Origin of the sequence: Flavicella sediminum (assembly GCF_006381105.1) — a bacterium.
Classification (GTDB): domain Bacteria; phylum Bacteroidota; class Bacteroidia; order Flavobacteriales; family Flavobacteriaceae; genus Flavicella; species Flavicella sediminum.
The window spans coordinates 55,302-69,967 of sequence record NZ_VDET01000018.1 but is presented as its reverse complement, the minus strand read 5'-3'; the positions used below and the strand labels follow the sequence as shown (position 1 = coordinate 69,967).

14 protein-coding genes are annotated in these 14,666 nt (G+C 34.4%); 11 read left to right on the top strand and 3 right to left on the bottom strand.

The window, feature by feature from the left end; all coding sequences use genetic code 11:
* The first annotated feature begins 145 nt into the window (after positions 1 to 145).
* The 5 genes from FGM02_RS15055 to FGM02_RS15035 all read left to right on the top strand — a co-directional run bounded on the left by FGM02_RS15055 (position 146) and on the right by FGM02_RS15035 (position 4,206).
* Positions 146 to 847: a FadR/GntR family transcriptional regulator gene (locus tag FGM02_RS15055; protein WP_139959324.1), complete on the top strand. Its 702-nt coding sequence runs from the start codon at positions 146 to 148 to the stop codon at positions 845 to 847.
* A 1-nt stretch (position 848) separates the two neighbouring features.
* The gene (locus tag FGM02_RS15050) at positions 849 to 1,964 is read left to right on the top strand and encodes a polysaccharide lyase family 7 protein (RefSeq protein ID WP_243739420.1); all 1,116 of its coding nucleotides are present in this window, start codon (positions 849 to 851) and stop codon (positions 1,962 to 1,964) included.
* Positions 1,965 to 1,985: 21 nt separating this feature from the next.
* Positions 1,986 to 2,753, top strand: coding sequence for an SDR family NAD(P)-dependent oxidoreductase (locus FGM02_RS15045; RefSeq protein ID WP_139959323.1), 768 nt, complete (start codon positions 1,986 to 1,988; stop codon positions 2,751 to 2,753).
* Between the two features lie 124 nt (positions 2,754 to 2,877).
* A complete protein-coding gene (locus FGM02_RS15040) occupies positions 2,878 to 3,246 on the top strand; it encodes a VF530 family protein (protein WP_139959322.1) in 369 nt (122 codons plus the stop codon).
* Positions 3,247 to 3,339: 93 nt separating this feature from the next.
* Complete coding sequence (locus tag FGM02_RS15035; RefSeq protein WP_139959321.1) at positions 3,340 to 4,206, top strand: YkgJ family cysteine cluster protein; 867 nt, start codon at positions 3,340 to 3,342, stop codon at positions 4,204 to 4,206.
* 54 nt (positions 4,207 to 4,260) lie between these two features.
* On the opposite strand, the gene FGM02_RS15030 is transcribed toward FGM02_RS15035, so the two are convergent.
* Complete coding sequence (locus FGM02_RS15030) at positions 4,261 to 5,841, bottom strand: tetratricopeptide repeat protein (RefSeq protein WP_139959320.1); 1,581 nt, start codon at positions 5,839 to 5,841, stop codon at positions 4,261 to 4,263.
* A 207-nt stretch (positions 5,842 to 6,048) separates the two neighbouring features.
* On the opposite strand from FGM02_RS15030, the gene FGM02_RS15025 reads away from it, so the two are divergent.
* The 3 genes from FGM02_RS15025 to FGM02_RS15015 all read left to right on the top strand — a co-directional run bounded on the left by FGM02_RS15025 (position 6,049) and on the right by FGM02_RS15015 (position 8,776).
* Positions 6,049 to 6,783 carry a hypothetical protein gene (locus tag FGM02_RS15025; RefSeq protein ID WP_139959319.1) on the top strand — a complete coding sequence of 245 codons (735 nt, stop codon included), beginning with the start codon at positions 6,049 to 6,051 and terminating at the stop codon, positions 6,781 to 6,783.
* 12 nt (positions 6,784 to 6,795) lie between these two features.
* Complete coding sequence (locus FGM02_RS15020) at positions 6,796 to 7,665, top strand: hypothetical protein (RefSeq protein ID WP_139959318.1); 870 nt, start codon at positions 6,796 to 6,798, stop codon at positions 7,663 to 7,665.
* A 154-nt stretch (positions 7,666 to 7,819) separates the two neighbouring features.
* The gene (locus FGM02_RS15015) at positions 7,820 to 8,776 is read left to right on the top strand and encodes a tRNA dihydrouridine synthase (RefSeq protein WP_139959317.1); all 957 of its coding nucleotides are present in this window, start codon (positions 7,820 to 7,822) and stop codon (positions 8,774 to 8,776) included.
* A 78-nt stretch (positions 8,777 to 8,854) separates the two neighbouring features.
* Here the strand turns inward: FGM02_RS15015 and nspC are convergent, their stop codons facing one another.
* Both nspC and FGM02_RS15005 read right to left on the bottom strand, forming a co-directional pair.
* Positions 8,855 to 9,988 carry a carboxynorspermidine decarboxylase gene (gene nspC, locus FGM02_RS15010; protein ID WP_139959316.1) on the bottom strand — a complete coding sequence of 378 codons (1,134 nt, stop codon included), beginning with the start codon at positions 9,986 to 9,988 and terminating at the stop codon, positions 8,855 to 8,857.
* Positions 9,981 to 11,186, bottom strand: a complete 1,206-nt coding sequence (locus tag FGM02_RS15005; RefSeq protein ID WP_139959315.1) for a saccharopine dehydrogenase family protein — start codon at positions 11,184 to 11,186, stop codon at positions 9,981 to 9,983. Before FGM02_RS15005 ends, nspC begins: the two co-directional genes overlap by 8 nt.
* A 116-nt stretch (positions 11,187 to 11,302) precedes the next feature.
* Between FGM02_RS15005 and FGM02_RS15000 the strand changes: the two genes are divergently transcribed.
* The 3 genes from FGM02_RS15000 to sbcD all read left to right on the top strand — a co-directional run bounded on the left by FGM02_RS15000 (position 11,303) and on the right by sbcD (position 14,657).
* Positions 11,303 to 12,307, top strand: a complete 1,005-nt coding sequence (locus FGM02_RS15000) for an agmatinase family protein (protein ID WP_139959314.1) — start codon at positions 11,303 to 11,305, stop codon at positions 12,305 to 12,307.
* Between the two features lie 217 nt (positions 12,308 to 12,524).
* Positions 12,525 to 13,199, top strand: a complete 675-nt coding sequence (locus FGM02_RS14995; RefSeq protein WP_139959313.1) for a hypothetical protein — start codon at positions 12,525 to 12,527, stop codon at positions 13,197 to 13,199.
* Between the two features lie 255 nt (positions 13,200 to 13,454).
* Complete coding sequence (sbcD, locus tag FGM02_RS14990; protein ID WP_139959312.1) at positions 13,455 to 14,657, top strand: exonuclease subunit SbcD; 1,203 nt, start codon at positions 13,455 to 13,457, stop codon at positions 14,655 to 14,657.
* Positions 14,658 to 14,666: the final 9 nt, after the last annotated feature.

Genomic DNA, 14,666 nt, shown 5'->3' with positions numbered 1-14,666 from the left:
TTTTGAATAGTTGTTTTCAACAAAAAACCATAATTACCGCATTTTCAAATTATTATTAAAAATAAAACACTTATATTTGGGTGCCCAATCTGGTTATCCAATTAAAACACTAAACAGAATAACCAATAGAAAACTGTGAATACTCATGAAAATAAGTTTAATAGATGAAAATTCCAATAGAACCCTACAAAATGCAATCATTTGTAATATTAGAGATTTGATCAATGCTAAAAATTTGGAATGTGGTGATAAACTCCCCTCAGAAAGAATAATGTCAGAAAAATTTAATGTCAAGAGAAATCATATTCGTGAAGCCATACGAAAATTAGAATTTTATGGTGTCTTAAAATCCATATCGCAAAGTGGTACACTTTTGTCTGTTGGCTTACATGCCTTTAACGGAATTATTGATGAATTAATTGCCTTAGAAGCTCCTTCCTTTAATCAGTTGGTAGAAACTAGAATTTCTTTAGAATTGGAGATGGTTCGATTGGCTTCCTTAAGAAGAACAGCAAGTGATTTGCAACAAATAAAAAGTGCTTTGCATGCATTCAAAGATAAAATCACGCTCGGAACTGATTATTTAGAAGAAGATTTATTATTTCATTTAGCCATTGCTAAAGCGAGTAAAAATAACACCATGGTTTCCTTAATGCTTTTATTAATACCTCCTATTTTAAAAACTTACGAAAGAGCTACCGTTTGTGAAGGTGACCTAGTACATATCGAGATAAAAAAACACGAAGCTATTTTATTAGCCATAGAAGCGCAAGACCCTGAACTTGCCACAAAAATGATGAAGCAACACTTCTTTAAATTATCAAACTATATTAAAACAATCAATTAAAATGAAAAAACTATGTACATTAAATTCTAAAAAAATTATTACCAATAGCATGCTAATTCTAAGCCTCCTATTTGTTTTAACTAGCTGTAAGAATAAAAAAAACAAGCCTTCAACGGAGACAAATACAACGAAAGCGAAGGAAAAGGTATACGCTAGCGATGTTATTCCTTTTTTCGATCATTGGAAATTAATTTTAGGAGATGGATCAAACGCTGGGATTGCCACTAATTTTGAAGATAAAAAGTTCTTTTACACTGAAAATGACGGTAAAACTAATTGGGTTGTTTTTAAAGCGCCAAATGCTGGTGACACCCATGGAACCTCTAACAATACAAGAACTGAATTGGCCCAGTCGAAAAAATGGTATCCCAAAACGGCCAATGATCAACTGACAGCTACCTTAAAAGTCATGAACGTTTCCGCTACAGGTGATGCTCGTGTTGCCGCTTCACATGCCGTTGTTGTAGGTCAAATTCATAGTGCTGACGCCCATGAAAACGAGCCTTTAAAAATATTCTACAAGAAATTCCCAGGACACACAAAGGGTTCTGTCTTTTGGCATTATGAAATTAATACTGCTGGTGCTGACAATTCTTTTAGATGGGATTATTCAACTGCTGTTTGGGGGAACGATTTTTCTTTTGTTGGAACTGAGGCCAACACCTATCCTAAAGAACCTACAGAAGGAATTGAGTTGGGCGAAGAATTCAGTTATAAAATTGAAGTCAAAGAAGGTCTAATGCATTTAACCTTTTCTAGTAAAGGTCATGAAACCAAAACATTTACAAAAAACTTAATTGTATCGGAGTACGCAAGCAAAGCCGACATTCCAATGCAAACACAAAAATTGTTTGTTCCTATTGGCCAAGATGGTGTAGAGCGTAAAAATGCTTATACAGGTGAAGGTCTTTTCTTTAAACTAGGTGCTTACAACCAAACAAATGGAAAATCTCCTGAAGTAAATAAAAACTGGTGCTCTGGAGCTGAAACCCATGGAGGTGATATTCCAAAGCAATACGAAGATGGAAATTATGCCGAAGTATGGTTTAAAACCGCAAGTATCTCGGTAAGTAATGCTGCCGTGTCAAACAAAGGTTATTTCGAAAAAAACGATTAAATAAATTAATTTACAATACTTATGAATTCAAATAAACTAACAGGAAAAAATGTTCTTATAACCGCAGGAGCTCAAGGAATTGGAGAAGCCATTACCAAACACTTTATTGATCGTGGCGCCCATGTTGCCATTCATTATTTTTCGAGTGCAGATACGGCAAATCAATTGGTAGCCTACGCAATTTCTAAAGGACAAAAAGCACTTGCTATCGCTGGTGATTTAACCAAAGAAGCCGATGCAACTACTCTGGTTGAAAAAACAATAGAAGCCTTAGGAGGACTGGATATACTCATCAACAATGCAGGTTCTCTTGTAGCAAGAAGAATGCTAAGCGAAATGGACGCAGAATTTTGGCACAAAGTAATGGATATAAACATGACATCCATGATGTTTGTAACACGTACGGCAGCTCCTCACCTAGCCAAAAATAAAAACAGTAGTATTGTTAATTTGGCATCGCTTGCAGGGCGAAAAGGCGGACATCCAGGATCGTTAGTTTATTCTACCAGTAAAGGAGCCATTTTAACTTTTACAAGAGCTTTATCTGCTGAATTAGGTCCACAAGGAACACGAGTCAATGCGGTTGCTCCTGGTCTGATCTTAGGAACCTCGTTTCACAATACACACACTACTAAAGAATCCGCAGCAGCTACTACGGCCGGTATTCCTATACAAAGAGCAGGAAATGCTGATGACGTGGCCAGAGCCGTTTTATATCTGGCTTCAGAATATGACGGATTTATTACCGGTGCTACGCTTGATATTAATGGTGGAGTATACAATATGTAATTTCTTTTACTGAATTATAAAGCATAGTAAATCATCGGTATTGAATTAAAATCAGTCGGCTCGTTCAAAGCAATTGCTTCCTGCAAATTTTAGTACATTTGAACACGCTATAAAACATATCAAAATGGATATAAAAAACGAGTCGACTGATCATCAGAACGCATCTGAACAAGTTTCTAAATCTGCACTTGAACCACTGAGTAATGATGCCTTGAATGCTGCCAACCCAACAAGAAAAAAAAGAAGACAGGCTACGGAAGAAGAATTAAACAATCCTTTTCACGGAGTAAAACTAGTACAGGTATTAGAGCGACTTGTAGCGTATTATGGTTGGGAATATTTAGGAGAGCGCGTAAACATTCGCTGTTTTAAAAACAATCCAACCATGAAATCGAGTCTTGGCTTTTTAAGAAGAATGACTTGGGCAAGAGAACATGTAGAAGACATTTATTTGGAAATGCTTGATGAGATAGCAGAAAAGGAAAATTCCTAAACCTTCACCTGTAAATAATTCCTATTTTTACTTCCTCCCTTCGACGAACTTAGGGTTCTAGTATAAAATTACATTCCCTAAATCAAGTAACACATGCAAACAACCCAACTAAATTCTGACAGTATATTACCACTAACCTGCTCTCGTGCTGGAACTTGTTGTTTTGGTAAAGCAGTAATGTTAAACCCATGGGAATTGTTAAGTTTTAGCAAAGAGAAAAAAATTACTGCCAGAGAATTTCGCGATCAATATTGCGAGTTTGGAGGTATACGTTTACGCTTTGATGGAAAACAAGACAACAAAGGACAAAATGCTTGCAGTCAATATATAGACCATATGGGGTGTAGTGTGCATCTCGGTCGCCCTTTAGCTTGCCGTTTGTATCCTTTAGGTCGGCAAATACAATTTGAAAAAGCACAATACATTTACCAAGGAGCCAAATTTCCTTGTTTAACCGACTGCGCTGAAGTTTTAGAATTACCCAAATTAACGGTCGGTGCTTATCTTAAAGGCCAGGGTGCCGAACCTTTTGAAAAAGCACAAGATGCCTATTTAACGATCATGCAAAACATAGCAGATATCGGTTTCGAATTGTTATTAGAATCCGGTTTGTCAGAATCTGGCGACACAGAAACCCTTAGTCAGTGGAGAGCAATGGGGAATGAACTTCCTGAAGTATTAGCCGAAAGAATAGGTAATGAATGGATAGACACGTTGATGCTACCTAATATAGATTCAACCATTGAAGATCCTGTTTTATTTGCTCATAAACACAATGAATTACTTCTAGCAAAAGCCCAAGAAAAATTTGGAGCTGTGGCTACTTTTCAAGAAGTCAGAGAGGCTTCAATACTTCTAATAGGCTTGGCTTTGCATTTATCAAAGGCCTTGGGAGCAGATCCAAAAGCTATTTCTGAACACTGGATTGAAACGGCTAAAAGTCATGGAGCCAAAGAATAAGTAAAATGTTGGATGTTGGATAAAAAACATTCATTAAATTTCATAGAGAACACACTAAATCGTATCAATATAATTACTTAAATCTTCATTTCTTTGTAGGCCTATTTTTTTTCTAATACGATGCCTAGACATATGCACACTGCTTATGGATATATGTAACAATCTAGCCATTTCTTTGCTATCAAATTTTAGTTTCATTAAGGCGCAATGTTTTTGTTCCGTTGGGGTAAGTGTTGCGTGTCGCGCTCTTAAACGCACGTAAAAATCGCTGTTTACTTCTGTAAACCGCAAATTAAAAGTTTCCCACAAACCTTTATTTCCATTTACAATTTCTCGCTTTACCTTTCCATACGTTTTTGGGGCACTAAGTTTTAAAGCTTTTAACAACTTATCTATGTTTTTATCTTTATCTATTAATTGCAATGCCGACACCGTAAGTTCTTTACTTTTTGTTTCCAAAACGATGGCTAATTTTTCCTGATTGTGTTTTATCTTCAGTGCCGATTTCTCTTGTTCAGTCTTTAGCTTACGAAGTTTTTCTTTGTAAGAAGAAACAAATATCCATAGAAAAAACACGCAAAAAATAATGATAATCCCAAAAATTAATCGTGTTTGAATTTTCTTTTTATTGACAAGTACATTCTCCTGTTGTCGTATTTTTTTATCCTTTTCAACTACAGCCTCTTTATAGCTGTTTTTAATTTCGAATAACCTACTGTTGTTTTGACTTCGCATGCTGAACAAACTATCCGCAATTTTTGTAGAAGCCTCTAAATACTGATAAGCCTTGTCTAGTTGTTTTTGTTCCTTATAGGCCATTGATATTTTTTTAAAAACATCCGATTTTAAATCCGTATGCGATTTAAAGTCAAACATACTCGTCAAGCTTTTTTCATAATAATAAATAGCTTTTTCCAAATCTTTTTTAGCGATATACAAGTCACCTAAAAAAGAATAAACCACAACCAAATAATGTTTGTTTTTATGCTCTAACAACTTTTTTGAACTTAACAAAAGAATTTCAGCCTTGGCCAACTCCATTTTTTGTAAAGCTATATTTCCTTTCTCTGCTTGTACATAGGCATTCTCTCTAAATATTGCTCTGTTTTTGTTTTCGGTATAGGAGCAAGAATCTAAATAAACCAATGCCTGATCGTAATTTTTAGCTTTGCGATATTGCACGGCTAAATTGTAATACGCTTTTAACAAGCCATTCTCTCTTTTTTTAATAGGCTGTTCACTTAATTTAGCATAAAACAAAGATTTTTTTTTGTGTTCAATCGCTTCCTTTTCTTGACCATAAATACCATATAGCATTCCTAACTCACTATGTATAGCAACCAATTTATCAGTAGCGTTTATTGTATTTGCTAACAGCATTGCTTTCCATAAATGCTCGTAGGCCACAGCATACAAACTATTATTCTTATGTTGATCAGCATTTTCTAAATGTTCTTTAATTAATATAAGCGTGTCCTTTGATTTTTCTTTGAAAAAACTTGACTGTACACCTTCTATTTTCAATAAATCGGCTACAAATAAGGAGTGATTTTTGAATGAAATGTTTTTTGAAATACCATAAAATGGCCCTAAAAACAAAATTGAAAAAACTACTAAATAAAAAATCCGTTTCATATTGGAAATGTACATCTTTAAATTCATTTACCATCTTACTGCTAAGCAAAACAAGGGCATTTACGGCAATTGTAAAGTTATTGTAAAGTCGTAAACCGCCTTATTTCGTCTTTAAAAATGCAATTTTGAAAAAACAAGTACACAATTTAATATCTGTTCAGAACAGCGGTATTTAAATTGTTCAAATTTTATAAAAAAACTAAACACATGAAAAACACAATTTCTACGAATCGGTTCCACGCTTCTATTTTATCTTTATTTGTCATAACTGCTTTTTTATTTAATTCTTGTTCCAAAGAACAATCAAAAATTGAAATGGAAAACATAGAGGAAACAGAAAATGAAGAAGAAACACAAAGCGAAGAAGCTGAAGTTTGTAAAATCGTTGAAAAAGACGGCTTACTAATATTAGAAGCTGAAAGTTTCGATTTAAAAGGAAAATGGCGCGTTGTTGAAGATGAAAAAGCTTCTGGAGGAAAATATATTGAATACTACGGAAGCAATAGTTACAACAGTCAAAATCTTACGCATGAAATTTCCATAAAATTCACAATTAACGGAGCTTCGAAATATCTTGTAAAATGGTATATGAGACAACCCGATGAGGCAGAAGGTGATAAATCTAATGATGTTTGGATTTATTTTCCTAACAACTATGGTAGGGCCTGGGTAAATGACCAATCGGTAGTATTAGAACAGTATGAAAAGTTTGTCAGCCGAGGAAAAGGTGACTTTGCCTATGGAGGTGTTTTAGATTTACACAATCCAAAAGCGAGTTCGTGGTACAATGTTGAATTTCCTGCTGCAGGAGAGTATTCATTAAAAATTTGTGCGAGATCAGAGTTTTTCCAGTTAGATAAAATTGTCTTATCAAAAGGCATGACCAATGAGGTAGCCATGGAAAAATCTAAATCCCGAACAGAAACCATTAGCTGCGAATAAAAAAACAAAAACATGAACAAAATAAGCTGTCAATTCATCATTGTACTTTTGATGATTATTCCAAAACTATCAAATGCACAAGCCTTGAAATACAACAATCATAGAATTGCTTGTAGCGCAGATGGGAATGCACAACCGGACTTAGAATACAAGGGAAGATATAACTACGCTGACCCTGATGACTGGGGAGCTACTCCTGCAGCTTTGGCTATTTTAGCTAAACAAAAGCTTCAAGAAAAATTAGTTCACTTTTCGTACAATAATTTCACGCCATCTCCTCCTCACACTACAGTAAGAAATTACATGAAAGAAGGAGTTGATGGATCCATTAAAAGATGGAATTTTGATAAGAATAATTTCTTCGATGTAGGAACTCATAAAAAAGAAGCCATAAAACACCTCAAGCACGAAATAGAAAAATCCACACCAATGGACCCATTATATTTTATCAATATGGGACCTTCCGAATTCTTATACCAAGCAATACAGCTGGTTATTGAAGAAGGTAATGAAACTGCTCTGTTGAACGTATATGTCATTTCACATAGCCATTATAACGATCATCATTTAAGAAGACCTGAGCATCACACTATAGACGATGTTCTCGAATTAAGTGAAAATCGACTGATATTCAAACGCATAAAAGACCAAAACAATAAAAACAATCCAAACGAAGGTTTAAGTTCTAATCAGGATTGGAGTGTATGGAATTGGCTAAAAAATCATAAAAATAAAGACATAGCTTGGATATGGACTTGTATGAAAAAACACAATGAAAAAAGAGCAGACATTTCAGATGCTGGAATGATCTATTATTTGCTTATTGGCGATGAAGATTGCAATCCTAAAAAGTTTCAAAAGTTTTTAGGTAACAAAATTTAACAGCTTTTAATTAAAAGTTTCTAAAAATAAAACGTTGGTATTTGGGATAAAAAGTAATATTTAAGTGCTAATTTGCTTTACGAAAAATCAAATACCAACAACAATATATAAACATACCTTCAATTGACCTATCTTTGTCTTATTAATTATGAAGATGGCAACTACTCTCCTTTCATCACCCTTACAAGGTTTTACCGATTTCAGATTTCGCAATGCTTTTCAACATTATTTTGGTGGAATTGATACTTTTTATTCTCCGTATATCCGACTCAATGGAAAGTTGAAAATCAAGCAATCATATCAAAATGATTTACTGCCTGAAAACAATACGACCTTAGAAGTTATTCCACAAATAATTACCAATGATGCGGATGAATTTGTGTATGTAGCCAAATATGTACAAAGTTTAGGCTACAAAGAATTGAATTGGAATTTGGGTTGCCCCTACCCTATGGTGGCCAAATCTGGCATGGGTTCAGGCTTAATTTGCAATCCTTCAAAAATTCAAGAAGTTTTACATAAAGCACACAATGAAACCGATATTCTTGTCTCTATGAAAATGAGAATGGGTTATGAAAATGCGCAAGAGATTTTGGAAGTATTTCCGATGTTAGATGAATACCCGCTTAAAAATATTGCGATACATGCTAGAATTGGAAAGCAACTTTACAAAGGTCCCGTTGACTTAGAAGCTTTCGAAAAATGCCTACACAGTACCAAACATAAATTGTATTACAATGGCGACATTACAAGTATTTCTTCGTTTAAAGCCATAGAAAAGCAATTTCCAAACATTGATCATTTTATGATTGGCCGTGGTTTAATTGCAGATCCTTTTTTGCCGAGCATGATCAAAAATAATACTACCGAATATCCTGACAATAGATGGGAAATTTTTTCTGAATTTCATGACACTATTTACAAACAATATGACGAATATTTATCTGGCCCTACACCCATAAAAATGAAAATGTTAGGTTTTTGGGAATACTTTTCACAAGCCACAAGTAACCCTCAAAAAACTTACAAAGCCATAAAAAAGGCGTCAAACCCTATAAAGTACAAACAGGCTGTTGCTCAGATTTTAAAAAATGAAATGCAAATTAAATAATCATTCAAAATATCACGAATTGCTATTTCATTAAAAAACATAGCAATTGAGAGCTAGCCATCTAAAGAATATGTTCAGTTAGCCTAATCTTCCTTTAAAATGCTCGTAATCGTATTTCTTAAGTAATTTCGTACTTTTATCTTCATTTAACAAAACAATATCTGGATGATTTACACCATTAAACATGGTAGTTTTAACCATGGTATAATGAATCATGTCCTCAAAAACTACTCGGTCGCCTATCTTTAATTCTTTTCCAAAATCATAAGCTTCCATATAATCTCCGGCAAGACAACTTACCCCACCCAATCTATAATTAAACTGTCCACCGGTAATGGCATCTTGTGCATCTCTAACTTTTGGCCTATAGGGCATTTCTAACGTATCGGGCATATGTGCAGTAAAAGACACATCTAAAATTGCAGTTGTAATTCCATCACTTGCCACCAGGTCCAATACCTCAGAAATCAAAACACCTGTTTCCCATGCAATAGCAGAACCAGGTTCTAAAAGCACTTCCAATTTGTGTTTTTCCTTAAAAGCTTGAAGCGTACGAATTAACAAATCAACATTGTATCCTTTACTAGTCATTAAATGTCCTCCTCCAAAATTCACCCACTTTAATTGGTAGAAATATTTACTGAATTTTTTTTCAAAAAGTGCCAACGCCGCTACCAAGTCCTCTGCAGAAGACTCACACAATACATGAAAATGCAAACCTTCAATTTCCTTTGGTAATTTATTTGGAAGCAAAGATGCCTTCACACCTAGTCTGGAACCCGGAGCGCAAGGATTGTACAAATCCGTCTCCACCACAGAATATTCAGGGTTAACACGCAGTCCACATGAAATTGAATGTGAAACCTCTTGCGTCTCTTTATAATATCGTTCCAGTTGCGATAATGAATTAAATACAATATGCCCTGAATACTTACATATTTTTTCAAAATCTACTGGATGATAAGCTGGAGAATACGTGTAAGCCAAAGACCCCATTTCCTCAAAGCACAACCTTGCCTCATTCAATGAACTGGCAGTTGCTCCTTTAACGTAATTTCTTACCAATGGAAATGTACCCCAAGTAGAAAACCCTTTAAAAGCTAATATAATAGTTGCTCCAGATTGCTCCTGCACATATTGTATTAGCTCTAAGTTTTTACGTAACAATGCCATGTCTATCACATATGCAGGTGACGTTATTACATTATTCATTATAATCGAACTCTAAATCTATATTTACCTCCTCATGCCATGCCAATCCATGTGCTGCTAATTTCTCTAAAAATGGGTCCGGATTAAATTCTTCAACATTGTACACTCCTGGCTTTTTCCATTCTCCTGTTAAAAACATCATGGCACCCAGCATGGCAGGCACACCTGTCGTATAAGAAACACCTTGAGCACCTGTTTCGTCGTATGCAGCTTGATGACTACAATTATTCCAGATATAATAGGTTTTATCCTTTCCATCTTTAAGGCCTTTAATACGACAACCAATAGAAGTTTCACCGCTATAATCTTCTCCAAGACTTCCAGGATCTGGTAATACTTCTTTTAAGAATTGCAAAGGAACTATATCCACACCCTTATAATTAATGCTATCTATACGTGCCATTCCTATATTTTGGATGACGCGTAAATGTGTTAAATACTCCTGACCAAAAGTCATCCAAAAACGAGCCCGTTTAATAGTTGGAAAATTTTTTGTAAGTGATTCTAACTCTTCATGATACAATACATAAGAATCTCTACCTCCAATTTTCGGGTAATTCAGTACTTGCTTTATTTCAAAAGGTTTTGTTTCCACCCACTCATTATCTTGCCAATAACGACCGTTTTGAGTAATTTCTCGAATGTTAATTTCTGGGTTAAAGTTGGTTGCGAAAGCTTTTCCATGATCACCTCCATTACAGTCTACAATATCTAAATAGTGTATTTCATCAAAATGATGTTTGGCAGCTCTAGCCGTAAAAACACCTGTAACCCCAGGGTCAAAACCACAACCTAGTATTGCTGTTAAGCCGGCTTTTTTAAATCGCTCTTGATAAGCCCATTGCCAAGAATACTCAAATTTAGCTTCCTCTAAAGGTTCATAATTTGCTGTGTCTAAATAATGAACTCCTGTTTCCAAACAAGCATCCATAATATTCAAATCTTGATATGGAAGCGCCACATTGATAATCATCTTAGGCTTAAACTGATTAATCAAAGCGACCAGCTCAGGTACATTATCGGCATCTACTTGCGCGGTGACAACTTTTCCTTGGCCTACTTCATTTGCGATGATATCACATTTAGATTTGGTTCTACTTGCCAACATTATTTCAGAAAAAACAGTTGGGATAGAAGCACATTTTTGGGTAACTACACGCCCTACTCCTCCAGCGCCGATGATCATTACTTTAGACATAATTTATATTCCTATTAAAGTGTATATTATTTGTATTTTAGTTTTATAAAAAAAGCAAAAATATTATCTTTTTTTGATAATTTTACACATTATTTTTTTTCAATGCACAAAAACTAATGTATAAAGACTTCGATCCAAATGGAATTGGGAAAGACAATGGCCATTTTATTGGTTTACCTTTTGAAGAAAAGGAAGCAAAAATTGTTCTCCTTTCCGCTCCTTGGGATGTTACTGTTTCTTACGGAGCCGGAACTTCCAAAGCGCCACAAAATATTTTAAACTGCTCCTCTCAACTAGATTTATACGATGTCGACTATCCAAATTCATGGAAAAAAGGCATCTATATGCGCCCATCTTCAAAGGAATGGATTTCCATAAACAATAAACTTAGAACAAAAGCTGAGCAACACATTTATACATTAGAAAATGAGCTTCCCACAAACGCAAAGCTTTTAGAGGAAATAAACTCTGGTTGTACTGAATTTCATGCCTATATATACAACGAAAGTAAATTGCTGTTCTCACAAAATAAATTGGTGGGATTAATTGGAGGGGATCACAGTACTCCTTTTGGCTATATCAAAGCGCTTGGTGAAATCCATCAAAACTTTGGAATTTTACAAATAGACGCACATTTGGATTTGCGTCAAGCCTATGAAGGATTTAGTTATTCACATGCCAGTATTTTTTACAATGTTACAAAACAAATAGCTGCTGTATCCAAACTAGTACAAATTGGTATTCGCGATTATTGTGAAGCTGAAATAAATTATGCGAAAGAAAATAATATTACTGTTTTAACTGATAATTCTATAAAAAATCAACTTTTTAATGGAATTTCATGGAATGCTATTTGTGAAAACATTTTATCAAAACTGCCTGAAAAAGTATATTTCAGTTTAGATATAGATGGCTTAAATCCTGACTTATGCCCTACAACCGGAACCCCCGTTCCTGGCGGACTTACGTACGAACAACTGATTTATTTGTTGGAAAAAATTATCAATTCAGGAAAAATATTGATTGGCTTTGACCTATGTGAGGTAGGCACTAAGGAATGGGATGGAAATGTAGGTGCCAGAATTGTTTACAAATTGTGTTCAATGTGGCTTGGAAAGTAAGAAATGAATAGTAGAAAGTGGAAAACGCATATTGTTCATTCAATTTGTTCTGTTCCCCTTAAATCTAAAAGGCTATTGACCTCTAATAAACACTTGATTGCCTATATACAATTCCGAACCCCAATAGTTCTTAAAAAAAGCTATATTTAAAGCTAAATCCAATTTGCAATTTTTAATGGGTAACTTTTCCTTAAAATTTCTGATACTAACAATCGTAATGATGACTAGTTGCACCCATCCTTTATTTCTAAAAAAAGCTACAGTAAAAAACCTTCCTTTTGTCGAAACCTTCAACAATCAAGAAAATTTTAATACCTATTGGAAAGACAATTCCTTTGGACACCCTAAATCCTATCAATTAGAAAAGGAAACTTTAAAAATTACCACTCGCGCAAATAGCACGGATAGAGTAAAAGTAAAAACCAAACGAAAAGATTTTGGCATAGGCACTTATGAATGGAAAATTTATGTCCCAAAATTTAACCTGCACGACCAATGTAGTATTGGTGCTTTTATCTACCATTCAGGAAAAAGACCCTATGAACTAGATTTTGAAATTGGTTCAGGAAATATTGAAGATCGAAAAGAAGCAAATGCGAAACCGAATGAAGCAACTGTTCATTGTACATCCCAAAACCACCCAAATTCATCTGGAACATTTACCGTTGCTACTGAACAATGGCATACTTTTAAAATGGAGTTAACAGCCGTCAATAAAAAATATTTTGTAAAATGGTATATCAATACTATTCTTGTTAAAAGCTTACAAACCGATATTAAAATAAAACACAAATTTAGCGTACACAATAGTTTGGAAAACCTTTCTTTTATGGGAGAACAGCTACCTGAAAAAGAAAACTATGTGTTGTTTGACTCTTTTCGTTTTTATTAAAAGGACACTCAAAAAAACTGAGTTTCTATACCTTTAAATACATGTTTTTCTTAGCAATAATTCTTTTCCAAAATTTTCTTACTATTCAAAATAAGAGTACTTTTAAATTTGAAACAGAATTTAAATCGCTATAACATTCTCATACTATTATTTCCCAACTGTTTGGTAAACTTCTTTCAAATTTGAAATTAATTTTCACAAAAAACAAACAGTAAGGCAATAAACTGCACGACGTATAGCCAGCTTAGTACATTCATGAAAATATTGCACACCGCCGATTGGCATTTAGGACATCGACTACATGAACAATCTCAACTAGAAGAGCAAATGCTTTTTTTAGCTTGGATTGAAAATTATATCAACGTTGAAAAAATTGATATACTCCTAATTTCAGGTGATGTTTTTGACACAGGTTCTCCTTCAAACCAAAGTTTGGAATTGTATTATAATTTTTTAGTGAGCTTAAAAAGTACTTCTTGTTCCTCCATTATTATTACTGGCGGAAATCATGATTCACCAGGAACTTTAAATGCTCCAAAAGATATTTTAAGTGCCTTATCTATAAAAGTCGTAGGAAAAGCTACTGAAGCAATTTCCAACGAAATTTTTGAGATTGATGTACACACTGAAAAAGTAATTATTGCAGCAGTACCTTATTTACGAGATGGCGATATTAGACGTGCGGTTGCAGGCGAAAGCTTTGAAGAACTAACCGACAAATACAAAACAGCCCTGATCAATCACTACCAAACTGCCGCAGACCACTGCCAAGCAATTAATACGAGCAATGCTCCCGTAATTGCTTTGGGACATCTATTTGCTATTGGTGGTTCGGTTTCCGACAGTGAACAAAATATTTATGTGGGTACTTTGGGGCATATTGGTGCTGAAGATTTCCCTGCTTATTTTGATTATGTTGCATTAGGACATTTACATAGACCCCAAATAATTGGCGGAAATGAAAAGGTTCGCTACTCTGGTTCTCCAACTATTTTGAGTTTTAGCGAAATTAACTACGCTAAAAAAATACTTGTTTTAAGCGTTGAAGACAATACAATAAACGACATCAAAGAAATTGTCATTCCTCGATTTAGAAACTTTTATAAAGTAACAGGGAAAATGGCAGATTGCATCCATGCCTTTCCTGAAATCATTTCTAATTCGTTTCAATTAACTCCTTGGGTAGAAATTGTGTTGGATGAAGATAATACGATAAACACGGAGGAATTAAAAAATGAGGCTGAAAAATATGGCTTTGAAATTTTAAAAACTTCTTTAAAAAATCAAAGAAAAAATATTGGTATAGAAGAATTATTAGAAAACACAAAATCTATAAAAGAGCTTTTACCAACAGAAGTCTTCAAACTAAAATGTGCAGAAATGGGTTATGATTTAGAAGAAAATCCCGCAATTTGGGATGCCTTCAATGAAATATTACAAGCCGTTAAAAATCAATAAGTCCCGACA

Excerpts from the sequence above, each read along its gene's own strand:
- sbcD (WP_139959312.1), top strand. The coding sequence starts at position 13,455 with ATGAAAATATTGCACACCGCCGATTGGCATTTAGGACATCGACTACAT.
- FGM02_RS15000 (WP_139959314.1), top strand. The coding sequence starts at position 11,303 with ATGTATAAAGACTTCGATCCAAATGGAATTGGGAAAGACAATGGCCAT.
- FGM02_RS15030 (WP_139959320.1), bottom strand. The coding sequence starts at position 5,841 with ATGAAACGGATTTTTTATTTAGTAGTTTTTTCAATTTTGTTTTTAGGG.
- FGM02_RS15020 (WP_139959318.1), top strand. The coding sequence starts at position 6,796 with ATGAACAAAATAAGCTGTCAATTCATCATTGTACTTTTGATGATTATT.
- FGM02_RS15045 (WP_139959323.1), top strand. The coding sequence starts at position 1,986 with ATGAATTCAAATAAACTAACAGGAAAAAATGTTCTTATAACCGCAGGA.
- FGM02_RS15055 (WP_139959324.1), top strand. The coding sequence starts at position 146 with ATGAAAATAAGTTTAATAGATGAAAATTCCAATAGAACCCTACAAAAT.
- FGM02_RS15005 (WP_139959315.1), bottom strand. The coding sequence starts at position 11,186 with ATGTCTAAAGTAATGATCATCGGCGCTGGAGGAGTAGGGCGTGTAGTT.
- FGM02_RS15040 (WP_139959322.1), top strand. The coding sequence starts at position 2,878 with ATGGATATAAAAAACGAGTCGACTGATCATCAGAACGCATCTGAACAA.
- FGM02_RS15015 (WP_139959317.1), top strand. The coding sequence starts at position 7,820 with ATGGCAACTACTCTCCTTTCATCACCCTTACAAGGTTTTACCGATTTC.
- FGM02_RS15025 (WP_139959319.1), top strand. The coding sequence starts at position 6,049 with ATGAAAAACACAATTTCTACGAATCGGTTCCACGCTTCTATTTTATCT.
- FGM02_RS15050 (WP_243739420.1), top strand. The coding sequence starts at position 849 with ATGAAAAAACTATGTACATTAAATTCTAAAAAAATTATTACCAATAGC.
- FGM02_RS15035 (WP_139959321.1), top strand. The coding sequence starts at position 3,340 with ATGCAAACAACCCAACTAAATTCTGACAGTATATTACCACTAACCTGC.
- nspC (WP_139959316.1), bottom strand. The coding sequence starts at position 9,988 with ATGAATAATGTAATAACGTCACCTGCATATGTGATAGACATGGCATTG.
- FGM02_RS14995 (WP_139959313.1), top strand. The coding sequence starts at position 12,525 with ATGATGACTAGTTGCACCCATCCTTTATTTCTAAAAAAAGCTACAGTA.